Consider the following 13,659-nt stretch of genomic DNA (forward strand, 5'->3'; position numbering starts at 1 on the left):
CGGTTCAGCCCTTGACGGACGAACCCAGGTCGGTCGAGGTGAAGTAGCGCTGGAACAGGATGAACAGCACGACGACGGGCGCCGCCAGCACGACCGCTCCGGAGAGGATCGCGCCGTACGGGTTCGCGGTGGAGCCCGCGACCGTCGAGATGTAGTTCGCCAGCGACACGGCGAGCGGCTGCAGGCTCGCCTCCTTCGTGATCAGGAACGGCCAAAGGAACTCGTTCCACGGGCCGATGAAGGTCAGCAGCAGCACCGTCACCAGGGCCGGCCGCACGAGCGGCAGCGCGACCTTCCACAGCAGACGGAACTCGCCCGCGCCGTCGACCCGTGCCGCGTCGAACAGCTCGCGCGGCAGCTGCAGGAAGTACTGCCGGAAGATGAGCACCGCCGCCGAGTTGATCGCGAACGGAAGGATCATGCCCAGGTAGTTGTCGGCGAGACCGTAATTGCGCGCGATCAGCACGTACAGCGGGATCATCAGCAGCTGGAACGGGATGGTCTGCACCAGCAGCGCCAGAGCGAACGTCACCCCGCGGCCGCGCCACTGCAGCACAGCGAGCGAGTACCCGGCGAGGACGCCGAACACCACGGTGCCAAGGAGCACGCCGCCGGTGAAGATGCCCGAGTTCACGAGCCCGCTCACCAGGTTGATGCGCGAGTTGATCTCCGCGTAGTTCTGCAGGGTCAGGTTCGCCGGATTCGGGAACGCGCCGGCGATGGAGGTGTCGGGCGAGGTCTGCAGCGAGCCGACCACCATGTAGTAGAAGGGGAAGAGGAACGCGATCGCACCGAGCGTCAGCACGATCCCCTGCAGGATCGCCTGCCCGCGGCTGAGCCGCCGTGGCGTCCCCAGGTCGCGGCGACGCCGTTTGCGCACCTTCGCATCCTTCGCGATGGGCCGTGGTGTGGCCTCCGTGGTCATGACTCGTTCCTCCCTCCGACGAAGCGGTTCTGCAGCCAGCCGATGATGAGCACCCCGATGACGAGCACGACGCCGATCGCCGAGGCGTAGCCCGGGTGGCCCTGCTGGATGCCCTGCTGGTAGATGATCAGCACCGGCGAGGCCGAGCGCCCCTCCGGGCCGCCGCCGCCCGTGAGCAGGTACGGCTCGGTGAACAGGTTGGCGCCGGTGATGGTGGCCAGCAGCAGCACCAGCACGGTCGCCGGGCGCACGCCCGGCACGGTGACCGAGAAGAACTGCCGCACCTTGCCGGCGCCGTCCGTCGCGGCCGACTCGTACAGCTCGGTCGGCACGTTCTGCAGCGCGGCGAGGTAGAGCAGGATGTAGAACCCGAGCCCCTTCCACGTCACGTAGATCGCGATCGACGGCATGGCGAGCACCGGATTCGAGAGCCAGCTGGGGCTCGGCGCGAGCGATCCGAGGATCTGGTTGACGAGACCGTTCTGCCCGAACAGGAACAGCCAGACGGCGATCGTCGCCACGCTCGCCGTGACGTACGGCACGTAGTAGCTGACGCGCAGGAACGTGCGGAACCGCACGATGCTGTTCAGCCCGGAGGCGAGCAGCAGTGCGAGCACCACGGTCAGCGGCACGTTGATGATCAGGAAGATGCCGACGTTGACGAAGGACTGCAGCACGGCCGGGTCGGTGAACGCCTGGACGTAGTTGTCGAGCCCCACGAAGGGCCGGTTGACGTTCGCCCCGGGCGCCGTGAAGAAGTAGTCGAAGAACGACATGTAGACGGCGAAGCAGAGCGGGAAGGCGAAGATCGCGATCACGAACACGAGGTAAGGCGCGCTGAACAGCCAGCCCAGCGGATTCGTCCCCAGGATGCGCTGGACCAGCGGCGCCTTGTGCGTGCGCCTCGCCCGGCGGCGGGCTGCTTGCCCGCCGCCGGTCGTGCGGCCGTGGAGCCGCGAAGCGAGGTGCTCATGATTACTTCTGCGCCTGCAGCTTGTCGATCTTGTCCGCGGCGGTCTTGAACACGTCCTCGACCGATCCGCTGCCGTTCACGACCGCCTTCGTGTAGGCGTCGCGCAGGGCCTGCATCTGGGCGATCGTGTTGGTGCCGGTCGGGTCGTCGACGGTGCGAGCGCTCTGCGCGCCGAACTCCTTGTACGCGGGATGCGCCGAGAAGTAGGAGGCGTAGGTGGTAGCGAGGTCGGTCCGGATGGGCATCTGACCGCTGACGTCGAGCAGCTTGCCGTCCTGCTCCTTGCTGGTCGCGAACTTGATGACGTCCCACGCCGTGCCCTGGTTCTTGCACGAGGTGTACATGCCGATGTTCTTCGCGTCCGGGAACGTGTACGTCTCGTCCGCCGCCTTGCCGTCCTTGGTCGGGACGGGCACGGAGCCCCACTGCACCTTGTCGCCGTAGTAGGCGATGGCCCACGGTCCGACGATGGCCATGGCGGACTTGCCGTCCTGGAACGCGTCGCCCTGGTACTGCTCCTTGCCGGCGAGTCCGTCGCTGTAGATGGTCTTCCAGAAGTTGGCGACGTCGAGCGAGTCCTGCCCCGAGATGGTGGCCTTGCCGTTCTCGATGAACGTCTTGCCGCCGGTCTGCGCAGCGAGCAGCGGGAGGTAGTCGAAGTTCACCTGGAAGAACTCGCTGGTCGGCGCGGGGTAGATCGCGTACGGCGCCGCACCGGACGCCTTGATCTTCTGCGCGGCCGCGAGGAACTTGTCGTACGTCGACAGGTCGGGCTTCTCGGGGTCGAGGCCGGCCTTCTGGAAGATGGCCTTGTTGTAGAAGATCATGACGGGGTTCTGCTTCCACGGCATCTGGTAGTAGTCGCCGTCGGCCGACTTGTACTGCTTCGCCGAGTCGCCGCTGCGCGCCTCGATGTACTTCGCGCCGTCCGAGAACTTCGACAGGTCGACGAGACCGCCCTGCTTCTGCCACTGGCCGGTCGCGGCCGGGAGGTTGTTGAAGACGAGGCACGGCGTCGTGCCCGCGGTGATGGCCGCGCCGATGACCTCTTCGGTGCTCTTACCGGCCGGCACCTCCTGCGCCTTGATCTTCTCCTTGGGGTGCGCGGAGTTCCAGGCCGAGACCATCGCCTTGCCCCACTGCACCTCCTGCGTGTTGTTGGAGTACCAGATGGTGATGGGCCCGTGCGCCTTCATGGCGTCACCGGATCCTCCTCCGCTCGACCCGCAGGCGGCGAGCGTTCCGGCGATGATGCCGGCGGTGAGGAGGGAGACGGCGATTCTGCGCTTCTGCGGTCTGTTGGGTCGCATGGTGTGCCTTTCCTTGGGGGTGCGAGTTGTTCAGCGGTGTGCCGGCGGCGCGGTGGATGCGCGCACCACCAGCCGGGCCGGCGGCAGGGCGACGTCGCCGGGCTCGCCGTCCTCCACCAGCCGCAGCAGTGCGGTGGCGGCGGCGATCCCGAAGCCGGCCGGGTCGTTGTCGAGCGTGGTGAGGGATGGGTAGACGAACGACCCGATCTGGGATCCGTCCAGCCCGGTGACCGAGAGCTCGCCCGGAAGGTCGAGCCCCCGTTCGTGTGCGACGCCCATCCCCGCGATGGCCATCGGGTCGTTGCCGTAGACGATCGCGGTGGGGCGGTCCTCCGTCTCGAGCAGGGCCTTCGTGGCCTCGGCGCCCTGCTCGGGAGAGAAGTCGGTGGGGACGACGAGCGGCGTGAGCCCGGCGGCCTGCGCCGCCTCTTCGAAGCGCTCACGACGGCGCAGGCCGTGCAGCATCCGCTCGTCGCCGGAGACGTGGGCGATGCGGCGGTGGCCGAGCCCGATGAGGTGGGCGACGAGCTCGTCGATGCCGGGGTCGTAGTCGCGGGTGACGACAGGGAAGGGACTGCCGCCGGGAGGCGCGCCCAGCGACACGGCGAAGGAGCCGAGCCGCTCGATGAGGGGGATGCGCGCATCCTCGGCGAGCAGGTCGGTGAGCAGGAACCCGTCGACGCGCTTGTCGGCCGCCAGCCGCTCGTAGGCGCGCTCCTCGGCCGCGGCGTCGGGGACGACGGTCAGCACGAGAACGTTGCCGCGCTCGGCCAGCACTGTCTCGACGCCGGCGATGAACGCGGCGAAGAACGGGTCTACTTCGATGGTGCGCGGCTCACGGCGGAGAACCAGCCCGAGCGCGTACGCGCGGCGCGTGGTCAGCCCACGGGCGCCGGGATGCGGAGTCCAGCCGAGCTCGCGGGCGGTCGACAGGATGCGCTCCCGCGTCTCGGCCTTCACCCCGGGCCGATCGTTGAGCGTGAGCGAGACCAGCGATTTGCTCACGCCCGCCACCCGGGCGACGTCGTTGATGGTGACGTTCGACGGGCTCACCGCGGGGTCACCACCGTGAAGCCGCCCGGCTGCACGAGAACGAAGCCGTGCGCGCCGACCGTCCGGGCGCGGCCGACCTGCGTGCCGGCGGAGTCGTAGGCCGTGGCCGTCATGGGGCGTGAGGAGTCGATCCGCTGCGGCACCGGCACGTTGGTCGCGTTGACGTAGACGTCGAGGGTGGTGCTGCCGGCGAGCCCGAGGTGGGAGACGACGGGCTGCACGAGCAGGGCGTCCAGCCGGGCGGTGCCGTCGACCTTCGCCGTGACGGAGGTCGCCTGCGCCGGGACGGGCACGGGCAGCGTCTGGGGGAGGAGGAACACCGGGCTCGGCGCGATGCCCTGTTCGCCGGGGCGGACGTTGTCCGTCCGGCCGAGCGGGAGGGCGAACCGCCCGAGGGCGGCGGACCAGCTCGTGGTGCCGGATCCGCCCGGCCCCAGGTCGGCGATCGGCAGGATGCGCGCCGCGGGGTGCCCGGCGGGCAGCGTCACGGTCACGGTCGAGCCGGCCCCGGCCTGCAGGTAGGCGCCGCCCGACCAGTTGGCCGAGCCGGTCCACGCCGACGGCGGGGTCACCGTGGTGACCGGGCCGGTCGTGGTGCCGCTCTCGGCCTCGACGACGGTCAGCCCGTTCGTCGCGGTGGTGCGCGTGAGCGCGGTGGCGGCCCGGGCGATGGCAGGATGGGCATCCAGCGCCAGCATGCTGAGCTGCGTGTGGATGACGGACTCGGCCCCGCAGTTGCGGTTGACCGTGCCGTCGGCGGCGATGCCGTCGACGCACACGCCCGTCGCCGGATCGTAGGCGGGCGTCCCGGCGCGGTTGGCGCCGAAGTACCAGGCGCCCTGCGCGCCGGCGAGGGCCGCGAGACCGGCCGCGCCGGTGGCATCGGAGGCGGCCACCAGGCCCTCGAGACGGGAGTCGACGCCGTACGCGATCTGCGTGCGGTCTGCCGGGGTGGGCGTCCAGCCGTTGTCCGGTCCGCCACTCGCGAGCAGCTGCGCGGTGAACTGGGCGAGGTCGGTGCTCGCCGCCTTCTGCAGGCCCGCGTCTCCGAGGACGCTCGCGGCAGCCGTGAGCGCCGCCGGCTGCATCCCTGCCCAGGCGTGCCAAAAGGTGGGGGAGTTCGCCTCCGGCAGCAGGGCGCCGAACGGCCACTGGCCGACACCGCCGCTCTGCAGCTTCGCGATGCCCTCGGCGTAGTGCGCGAGGGCGGTGCGTGCCGCGGCGTCGCCCGGGGCGGCCGACGCGAAGGCGCTCAGGCCGAGGACCGCCTCGGCGGTCGCGCCGGCGCTGCCGACGATGAGCCAGCCCGGAACGGTGACGCCGTTGGCGACCTGCGTCTGCGGATACTGCGCGAGGGACTGCCGCTGCAGCGCGCCGAGCGCGAGGTGCATGCGGTCGGCGAGGAACGAGGCGAAGGCCGGGTCAGCCGCGCGGAACCCGGCGTAGCCTTCGCCGAGCGCCCAGACCGTGCGCGCCAGCCAGAACGACTCGGCGGAGTCCGACGGGTCCGGCAGCTCCTTCGGGATCGCCGAGGGGTTGAGCGTCCCGTCGTGCTGCTGCCAGAGGACCACGTTGCCCGCGTTCGGGCCGTCGGCGGTCTGCAGGTAGGTGAGGGATCGAAGCAGTTCGTAGGCGCTGGCCTTGCTGGACGCCGTGCCGTTCTGCTTCCAGTCGCGCAGGTAGACGACGGCGGCGCGCGAGATGTCGTCGGCGTCGTAGGCCCCCTGCGCGTACCAGCCGCGGGTCGCATCCGTGATCGGTCCTCCGCCGACGCGGTGGAAGCTGCCGTCGGCCTGCCGGTCGGCGTACACCCACGGCGCGCGGGCCGCGGGCTCTTCGGCCGCCCGATAGGTGGTGTGCCCGGCGACGCCCGGCAGCAGCGGGACGTCGTCGAGGAGGAAGTCGAGGTGGGCGAGGTTGGTCAGCTTCGCCGGCGCCGCGTCGGCGACCGGCCGCGTCGACTCGACGGTCGGCTGCGCGGCCAGCGCCGGCGTGCCGACGGCGGCGATGGACAGTGCGGCGCCCAGAGCGAGAGCGAGTGCAGCCCTCGGCATGGTCAGTTCTCGGTTGCGCATCGTTGCGGCCCCTCATGGTCGTGCGCCTTCGGACGAGGCGTCATCTAAACCGGTTTAAGGGACGGTAGGCGCAATCTCGGCCAATGTCAACGTCGGGCTTGTGAACGGACCCGCCGCGCGACGAGACTGGCCGCACGCGACCGACCATGCCGCACCGACGGGGCAGGAGGACCACCCGTGGAGTACAAGGACATCCCCACCAAGGCCGACGTCGAAAGGCTGGCCGCGCTGCGGCAACCCGGATGCGTGAGCATCTACCTGCCGACCGGCACCACCCCGGCGGAGGCGGACCGGGCGCGGATCGAGCTGAAGAACCATCTCGCCACCGCGGTGCGGGCGCTCGAGAAGTCCGGCGTGCCGCGCCCGCGCATCCAGACCATCCACGGCGAGGGCGAGCGCATCCTCGACGACCGCGACTTCTGGCGCTACCAGTCGCGGTCGCTCGCGGTGTTCCTGGACGGGGAGCTCTCCGAGACGTTCCGCCTGCCGAACCGGCTGGGCACCGCGTGCGAGATCGCCGACCGCTTCTACGTCAAGCCGCTGCTGCGGGCGCTGACGTTCCCGCAGACGGCGCACATCCTGGCCCTGGCGGGCAACTCGGTCCGGCTGCTGCACATCACGGCCGACCGGCCGCCGGAGCGGGTCGAGGTGCCCGGGATGCCGCGCGACGTCGCGGCCGCGGTCGGACTGGCATCGGTGAGCGGACGGTCGCCCGACGGCCGCCTGCAGGGGTCCGAGGGCCAGAAGGTGCGGATGCTGGAGTACGTGCAGGCGATCGAGCGGGCGACGCATCCGCTGCTCGTCAACGCCACCGAGCCGCTCATCCTGGCCGCCGCCGAACCGCTCGCCGGCATCTACAGGGGCGCGGGGAGCACCCCCGGCTGGTGGCCGAGACCATCGCAGGCAACCCGGAGGACAAGACCGACGAGGAGCTCGCCACCGCCGCACGCGGAGTGCTCGACCGGTACTACGCGGGCAAGGTCGCCGAGCTGCGGGAGGCGTACCAGTCGCGCATCGCAGCGGGGACGGCGCTGGTCGACCTGAGCGACATCGCCCGCGCCGCCACGTTCGGGGCGGTCGAGTCGCTCGTGATCGACATCGACCGGCGCGTGCCCGGGTCGGTGGACGACGAGACCGGCGCGATCCGGCTGGACGCGGAGGATGCGCCCGGCGACTACGGCGTCGTCGACGAGATCCTGCGGCGCTCGCTCGCCTCGAAGGCGAGGGTGTACGCGCTGCGGGCCGAAGAGGTGCCGGGCGGAGGAGCGGCCGCCGCCGCGGTGCGGTTCCCGGTCTGAGTGCGTCTAGCGGCGCGGCCGGACGGCGAGCACGAGCAGCTCCTGCACGCCGGCCAGCCAGTCGTACACTGCGCGCTGCATCGCCGACTCCTCGTCGTGGATGTCGCCCTCGTCGCCGTCCTCGTGGATGCCGAGCCGGGCGGCCAGCACGAGCCGGATGTCCGTGAGCACCCGCAGCCACGCGGACGCCTGCGCCGGGTCGAGCACGACCTTCACCGGGCCGGCCGTCGCGTCGCCGAGCGAATCGATCACCGCTCGCGCGTTGTGCTCCTTGCGGTCGGCGAGACCCGCGGCGGTGAAGCGGCGGAACTCGGCCGAGGCCTCCGGGTCGTCCGGGTACGCGTCCGGCAGCAGCCGGCCGAGCGCCGGGTCCACCTCGTGGTTCTCGGCGACCGCGGCCGCGCCGGCCAGTTCGACCGCCTCCTCGGCGAGCGACCGCAGCAGCTGCGCCTCGTCGTGGGTGAACGTCGCCGCGACCGTGCCGTCGCGCCGCCGGCGGAACGGCATCATGCGTCGGCCTTCGCCAGCGTCGCCCAGAGGCCGTACTCGTGCATCGCCTCCACGTGCCGTTCCATCTCCTCACGGGTCCCCGTGGCGACCACCGCGCGACCCTCGGTGTGGACGAGCATCATCCGCCGCTCGGCCTCCGCACGAGGGAAGCCGAAGTAGGTCTGGAAGACGTACGTGACGTAACTCATCAGGTTCACGGGGTCGTTCCAGACGATGGTGACCCACGGCGACCCGAGCTCGAGCAGCTCGTCGGTGCGCGCCTGCTCGAGCGTGCCCGCATCGGTCATGGCGCCGGCCACAGCGGGACACCGGAGATCGCATCGGCCGCGCGGACGAGTGCCAGGTGGGTCAGCGCCTGCGGCGTATTCCCGGCGTGCGAGCGCCCCTCGACGTCGTATTCCTCGGAGAGCATACCGACGTCGTTCGCCAGGGCGACCAGGCGGTCCATCAACGCGACGGCGTCGTCCTGACGGCCCGAGGTGGCGTACTGCTCCACCAGCCAGAACGAGCAGGCGAGGAACGGATGCTCGCCAGGCGGAAGGCCGTCCACCCCGGTCTCGGTGCGGTACCGGAGCAGCAGCCCGTCGCGCAGCAGGTCCTCCTCGAGCGCGCGGACCGTACCCAGCATCCGCGGGTCGTCGGCGCTGACGTAGCCGACCTGGGCCAGCTGCAGCAGCGACGCATCCACCTCGGTCGTGCCGTAGTGCTGCACGTACGTGCCGCGGTGCGGGTCCCAGCCGTTCGCTTCGATGTCCGCGCGGATCGCCTCGCGCTCCCGCTTCCACCGCTCCACCGGGCCGTCGAGGCCGTACTGCTCGACCCCACGGATGGCGCAGTCGAACGCGGCCCAGACCAGCGCGCGCGAGTGCGTGAAGTGCTGCGGCTGGTCGCGGATCTCCCAGATGCCGTGGTCGGGCTGCCGCCAGTGCTGCTCGAGGTAGCCCATCAGCGCGCGCTGCAGCGCCCACGAGAACCGGGTCTCGGCGTTGCCCGCACGGCGCCCGTGATCGAGGGCGAGCATCACGGCGCCGATGACGTCCGCCTGGAACTGGGTGGACGCGTCGTTGCCGATGCGCACAGGGTGCGCGCCCTGGTAGCCCGGGAGGCTGTCGATCACCCGCTCGTTCAGGTCGCGCTCGCCCGCCAGGCCGTACATGATCTGCACGTCGCCGGGGTCGCCGGCGATCGCGCGCAGCAGCCAGTCGCGCCAGTGGTCGACGGAGTCGTTGTAGCCGTGGCCGAGCAGGACGCCGATGGTGAGCGAGGCGTCTCGCAGCCAGACGAACCGGTAGTCCCAGTTGCGCTCACCGCCGAACGCCTCGGGCAGCGACGTCGTCGCCGCCGCGACGATCCCGCCCGTTTCGAGGTGCGACAGCGCGCGCAGGATGACCAGCGACCGCACGACCTCGTCGCGGTACGCACCCTCGTGCGCGCATGCGCCTGCCCAATCCGTCCACCACGCGCGGGTCCGTTCCAGGCTGGCCTCGACGTCGAGGGGCGGCGGCGCATCGCGGTGCGACGGATACCAGGTCATCGTCAGGTCGACCGTCTCGCCGGCGCCCACGGTGAACTCGCCCTGGTGGGAGTGGTCCGCCGCGTGCAGGTCGGCGCCGCGCACGACGATCGCGTCGGGTCCGGCGACCGCGACGAGCGCGCGCGGTCGGCTGGTGCGCTGCTGACGGACCCACGGCACAGCCGTGGCGTACCCGAACCGCATGCGCAGGTCCTGCCGCATCCGGACCGTGCCGCTGACTCCCCGCACGCGGCGCACCAGATCGGCGCGGTGGTCGTGCATCGGCATCAGGTCGGTGACCTCGACCTCGCCGTCCGGTGTGGTCCACCGGGTCACCAGGATCATCGTGTCACGCTCGTACGCCCGGGTGCTGGTCGCGCCCGCATCCACCGGCGCCAGCAGCCAGCGGCCGTGGTCCTCCGTGCCGAGCAGCGCACCGAACATGGAGCGCGAGTCGTAGCGCGGCAGGCAGAGCCAGTCGATGCTGCCGTCCTTCCCGACGAGGGCCCCGGTGAAGCAGTCACTGATCAGGGCGTAATCCTCGATGGGGAGCGACATATTCCCAGTATGGACGTACTGTGATCGCCATGACGCAGTCCGTGGACACTCTTGTGATTCTCGGAGCATCCGGCGACCTCACGTCTCGGCTCCTCCTCCCCGCCATCGGCCAACTGCTCACCGACCAGCCCCAGCGCGCGTTCACCTTGGTGGGCTCGAGCAGCGACGAGCTCGACGACGACGGATGGCGGGCGATCGTGGAGAAGTCCTTCGCCACGGTCGACGCCAAGGGGGATGCGGTGGAGCGGCTCCTGAAGGAGACCCGCTACGTCAACGGCGACGCCACCAGTGCCGACGACCTGAAGAGCCTGCTCTCGAGCGTGGAGGGCGTGCCGGCGCTGTACTTCGCGCTGCCGCCGGCCATCACCGCGAAGGCCTCCGATGCGCTCGGCGCCTTCGACCTCCCGAAGGGGCTGACCCTGGCGCTCGAGAAGCCGTTCGGCACGGACCGCGAGAGCGCGATCGCCCTGAACGCGCAACTCGCGCGGCTCGTGCCGGAGGATCAGATCCACCGGGTCGACCACTTCCTCGGCCGCTCCAGCGTGCTCAACATCCTGGGCGTGCGGTTCGCCAACAGCATCCTGGAGCCGATCTGGGACGGGCTGCATATCGAACGTGTCGACGTGATCTACGACGAGACCCTGGCCCTCGAGAACCGCGCGCGCTACTACGACAAGGCGGGCGCGCTGGTGGACATGATCCAGAGCCACCTGCTGCAGGTGATGGCCGTGCTGGCGATGGAGCCGCCGTCGACGCTGGGCGCCGCCGACCTCCGCGACGCGAAGCAGTTGGTGCTGCGCGCGACCAGGGTGTGGAACGACGACCCGGCGACGGCATCCCGTCGCGCCCGGTACGCGGCAGGCGAGATCGACGGCAAGACGCTGCCGGCCTACGCCGCCGAGGAGGGGGTCGACCCCTCGCGCGAGACGGAGACGCTGGCGGAGGTCACGCTGCAGGTGGACACCTGGCGGTGGAAGGGCGTTCCGTTCACGCTGCGCTCCGGCAAGGCGCTCGGGAGCCGCCGCCGCGAGATGGTGATTACCTTCGCCGCGGCGCAGCACGTGCCGACCGGGCTGACCGGGGCCCGTGAGCCGGCGAAGCTGCGGCTGATGTTCGCGCCCGACTCTATGGCGCTCGAGCTCAACATCAACGGCACCGACGACCCGCACGAGCTGGAGCGGACGGCCCTCACGGCCGACTTCGGGCCGGGCGCGCTGCTCGCCTACGGCGAGGTGCTCGAGGGCATCCTCGACGGCGACCCGTCGCTGTCGGTGCGCGCCGACACGGCGGTGGAGTGCTGGCGGATCGTGGAGTCGGTGCTCTCCGCGTGGCACGACGGGCGCGTTCCGCTGGAGGAGTACCCGGCCGGGTCGGAGGGCCCGGAGGAGTGGAAGCCGCTCGGCTGAGCCGGCTCAGGCCGCCGTGCGGTGGGAGACGAGCGGGAACTCGCCCGTCACCGGCTTGCGGAGGTCCGTCCACTGCGTGATGGGGGCGGGCTCCCAGCTGAAGGCGGCCGGCTCGAGCTCGGCCGGAGTCTCCTCCTCGGCGGCGGGCGCCGCGACGGGGGCCGGCTCGGCGACCGTCGGCTCTGCGGCAGCCGCGGCCCCGGCGGGCTCGTCGGCGACGGCGGGCGCCAGGTGCTGCGGCTCGGAGAGGGACTCGCCGGCCTCGAGCCGACGCCGTGCCTCCGCGAGGGCGGCGGCGATGCCGACCGAGACGGACTGGGCGAGGATCGAGTGGAAGATGGTGTCGGTGTCGTCCTGGGCGCGGCGGACGACCGTCCACTCGCCGTCGGTACCGATCAGCTCGGAGACCTTGGTGTGCACGATCTCCAGGATCTGGGCATCCGTCAGCTGCGGGACCGGAGCCGCCGGAACTGCCGCGGCATGCCGCCTACGACCAAACATCGCGCACCCCTTCCAGGTTCACCAGTAAGACAAGTGTCCTGGACGTTCACCGCGGAATCCCGCGCAACACGCCGGGAGATTCGTGCTGATCAGCGGGTCAACGGCTCTTTCTGGCGCCGATCGGGTTGGATTCGCGCTCCGACGCCTCCCGGGTCTCCTGAAGTACCGCCCCGACGGCCAGCGCCAGCGAGATGGCGGCGTTGATCCACATCAGCGGGATCCGCCAGTCCCGCGGTCCGCTCTTGGACGACTGGATGGTGGTCCACAGGCCGAGCGCCGCACTGATGACGGCTCCGTTGAAGAGGTACTTGCGCATCCCGTTCCTTTCGGTGTCGCCCCGTAGCGTACGCTTCCAAGGTCGGGACCGGGAGGAGGAGGATGCGCACCGCGATCGTGGGCGCCGTGCTCCTCGTGCTCGGCGGCATCGCCGTGGCCACCGGGCTGCTGCCTGTCCCTGAGGCCGTGGAGCTGTGGGACCGCGTCTGGCCCATCCTGCTCTTCGTGGTGGCGATCACCGTCGTGACGGAGCTCGCCGCCGAGGTCGGCGTCTTCACCGCGCTCGCCCAGCAGACCGCCCGCTGGGGCCGCGGCCGGGCCTGGATGCTGTGGCTGCTCGTCGTCGTCGTGGCGGCGCTCAGCACGATCTTCCTGTCGCTCGACACGACCGCCGTGCTGCTCACGCCCGTGGTGATCGTGATGGCCCGGCACGCCGGTCTGAACCCGCTGCCGTTCGCCCTGACGACGGTGTGGATGGCGAACGCCGGGTCGCTGCTGCTCCCCGTCTCGAACCTGACCAACCTGCTCGCGCAGCACGCGATGGGGGACCCGACTCCCGCGGCCTTCGCGGCGCTGATGCTCGCGCCGGCGCTGGTGGCCATCATCGTGCCGATGATCGTCGTGTTCGTCATCGCACGTCGCTCGCTGCTCGTGCGCTACGAGACCGGCGAGGAGGACGGCATCGACGATCCGGTGCTGTTCTGGGTCTCCGCGGCGGTCGTCGTCGCGCTCGTCCCGCTGCTGGTCTCCGGACTGCCGGTCTGGCTGCCGACCACCGTCGCCGCGCTCATCCTGGCGGCCCTCTTCGTGTTCCGCCGCCGGGGAGCGCTCCGCTTCGACCTGCTGCCGTGGCAGCTCGTGCTGCTCGCCTCCGGCCTGTTCCTGTTCATCGAGGCGCTGCACGCCCTGGGCCTCGGCGCCGTGATGGCGGCCGTCTCGGGCTCGGGCGAGTCGCCGCTGGCCCTGCTGCGGCTCTCGCTGACGGGGCTCGTCGGCGCCAACGCGATCGACAACCTCCCGGCCTACTTGGCGCTGGAACCGGTCGCGAACAGTCCGGTGCGGCTCGCCGCGCTGCTGATCGGCGTGAACGCCGGACCCTTGATCACGCCGTGGGCGTCGCTCGCCACGCTGCTCTGGCACCAGCGGCTGACGTCGTTCGACGTCGAGATCCGCTGGAGCCGGTACATGCTGCTCGGGCTGATCGTCGCCCCCGTCACCGTCGTGCTCGCGACGCTGGCCCTCGCCGTCGCGCACTGACTCC

At 71.0% G+C, this 13,659-nt stretch carries 12 protein-coding genes and 1 pseudogene; 3 read left to right on the plus strand and 10 right to left on the minus strand.

Features of this window, described 5'->3' with window-relative positions:
- Positions 1-4: 4 nt before the first annotated feature.
- The 5 genes from ACQ86M_RS04225 to ACQ86M_RS04245 all read right to left on the minus strand — a co-directional run bounded on the left by ACQ86M_RS04225 (position 5) and on the right by ACQ86M_RS04245 (position 6,336).
- Positions 5-925 carry a carbohydrate ABC transporter permease gene (locus tag ACQ86M_RS04225; protein ID WP_431220867.1) on the minus strand — a complete coding sequence of 307 codons (921 nt, stop codon included), beginning with the start codon at positions 923-925 and terminating at the stop codon, positions 5-7.
- Positions 922-1,743, minus strand: coding sequence for a carbohydrate ABC transporter permease (locus ACQ86M_RS04230; protein WP_431220868.1), 822 nt, complete (start codon positions 1,741-1,743; stop codon positions 922-924). Before ACQ86M_RS04230 ends, ACQ86M_RS04225 begins: the two co-directional genes overlap by 4 nt.
- Positions 1,744-1,900: 157 nt before the next feature.
- Entirely contained in the window at positions 1,901-3,208 is a 1,308-nt protein-coding gene (locus ACQ86M_RS04235; RefSeq protein WP_431247161.1) for an ABC transporter substrate-binding protein, read from the minus strand.
- A gap of 30 nt (positions 3,209-3,238) precedes the next feature.
- The gene (locus tag ACQ86M_RS04240; protein ID WP_431247162.1) at positions 3,239-4,261 is read right to left on the minus strand and encodes a LacI family DNA-binding transcriptional regulator; all 1,023 of its coding nucleotides are present in this window, start codon (positions 4,259-4,261) and stop codon (positions 3,239-3,241) included.
- Positions 4,258-6,336: a hypothetical protein gene (locus ACQ86M_RS04245; RefSeq protein ID WP_431247163.1), complete on the minus strand. Its 2,079-nt coding sequence runs from the start codon at positions 6,334-6,336 to the stop codon at positions 4,258-4,260. Before ACQ86M_RS04245 ends, ACQ86M_RS04240 begins: the two co-directional genes overlap by 4 nt.
- A gap of 447 nt (positions 6,337-6,783) precedes the next feature.
- Here ACQ86M_RS04245 and ACQ86M_RS04250 point away from each other — a divergent pair.
- Positions 6,784-7,634 (plus strand): annotated as a pseudogene (locus ACQ86M_RS04250) (hypothetical protein).
- 6 nt (positions 7,635-7,640) lie between these two features.
- Here ACQ86M_RS04250 and ACQ86M_RS04255 read toward each other — a convergent pair.
- The 3 genes from ACQ86M_RS04255 to ACQ86M_RS04265 are packed head-to-tail and all read right to left on the minus strand — an operon-like array spanning position 7,641 to position 10,215.
- Entirely contained in the window at positions 7,641-8,144 is a 504-nt protein-coding gene (locus ACQ86M_RS04255) for a DUF2017 domain-containing protein (protein ID WP_431247164.1), read from the minus strand.
- A complete protein-coding gene (gene clpS, locus ACQ86M_RS04260) occupies positions 8,141-8,431 on the minus strand; it encodes an ATP-dependent Clp protease adapter ClpS (protein ID WP_431247165.1) in 291 nt (96 codons plus the stop codon). Before clpS ends, ACQ86M_RS04255 begins: the two co-directional genes overlap by 4 nt.
- Complete coding sequence (locus ACQ86M_RS04265) at positions 8,428-10,215, minus strand: glycoside hydrolase family 15 protein (protein WP_431247166.1); 1,788 nt, start codon at positions 10,213-10,215, stop codon at positions 8,428-8,430. The genes clpS and ACQ86M_RS04265 overlap by 4 nt, the downstream gene beginning before the upstream one ends.
- Positions 10,216-10,244: 29 nt before the next feature.
- Between ACQ86M_RS04265 and ACQ86M_RS04270 the strand changes: the two genes are divergently transcribed.
- Positions 10,245-11,621: a glucose-6-phosphate dehydrogenase gene (locus ACQ86M_RS04270; RefSeq protein WP_431247167.1), complete on the plus strand. Its 1,377-nt coding sequence runs from the start codon at positions 10,245-10,247 to the stop codon at positions 11,619-11,621.
- 6 nt (positions 11,622-11,627) lie between these two features.
- On the opposite strand, the gene ACQ86M_RS04275 is transcribed toward ACQ86M_RS04270, so the two are convergent.
- A complete protein-coding gene (locus tag ACQ86M_RS04275; protein WP_431247168.1) occupies positions 11,628-12,122 on the minus strand; it encodes a hypothetical protein in 495 nt (164 codons plus the stop codon).
- 97 nt (positions 12,123-12,219) lie between these two features.
- Positions 12,220-12,438, minus strand: a complete 219-nt coding sequence (locus ACQ86M_RS04280) for a hypothetical protein (protein ID WP_431220877.1) — start codon at positions 12,436-12,438, stop codon at positions 12,220-12,222.
- Positions 12,439-12,500: 62 nt separating this feature from the next.
- Here ACQ86M_RS04280 and ACQ86M_RS04285 point away from each other — a divergent pair, with 62 nt between their 5' ends.
- Entirely contained in the window at positions 12,501-13,655 is a 1,155-nt protein-coding gene (locus tag ACQ86M_RS04285; RefSeq protein ID WP_431247169.1) for an SLC13 family permease, read from the plus strand.
- Positions 13,656-13,659: the final 4 nt, after the last annotated feature.

This window comes from Leifsonia xyli subsp. cynodontis (assembly GCF_050632205.1).
Classification (GTDB): domain Bacteria; phylum Actinomycetota; class Actinomycetes; order Actinomycetales; family Microbacteriaceae; genus Leifsonia; species Leifsonia xyli_D.

Bases quoted from the DNA above. Each gene is read 5' to 3' on its own strand.
- ACQ86M_RS04275 (WP_431247168.1), bottom strand. From the start codon at position 12,122: ATGTTTGGTCGTAGGCGGCATGCCGCGGCAGTTCCGGCGGCTCCGGTC.
- ACQ86M_RS04265 (WP_431247166.1), bottom strand. From the start codon at position 10,215: ATGTCGCTCCCCATCGAGGATTACGCCCTGATCAGTGACTGCTTCACC.
- ACQ86M_RS04235 (WP_431247161.1), bottom strand. From the start codon at position 3,208: ATGCGACCCAACAGACCGCAGAAGCGCAGAATCGCCGTCTCCCTCCTC.
- ACQ86M_RS04245 (WP_431247163.1), bottom strand. From the start codon at position 6,336: ATGCGCAACCGAGAACTGACCATGCCGAGGGCTGCACTCGCTCTCGCT.
- ACQ86M_RS04225 (WP_431220867.1), bottom strand. From the start codon at position 925: ATGACCACGGAGGCCACACCACGGCCCATCGCGAAGGATGCGAAGGTG.
- ACQ86M_RS04280 (WP_431220877.1), bottom strand. From the start codon at position 12,438: ATGCGCAAGTACCTCTTCAACGGAGCCGTCATCAGTGCGGCGCTCGGC.
- ACQ86M_RS04255 (WP_431247164.1), bottom strand. From the start codon at position 8,144: ATGATGCCGTTCCGCCGGCGGCGCGACGGCACGGTCGCGGCGACGTTC.
- clpS (WP_431247165.1), bottom strand. From the start codon at position 8,431: ATGACCGATGCGGGCACGCTCGAGCAGGCGCGCACCGACGAGCTGCTC.
- ACQ86M_RS04270 (WP_431247167.1), top strand. From the start codon at position 10,245: ATGACGCAGTCCGTGGACACTCTTGTGATTCTCGGAGCATCCGGCGAC.
- ACQ86M_RS04285 (WP_431247169.1), top strand. From the start codon at position 12,501: ATGCGCACCGCGATCGTGGGCGCCGTGCTCCTCGTGCTCGGCGGCATC.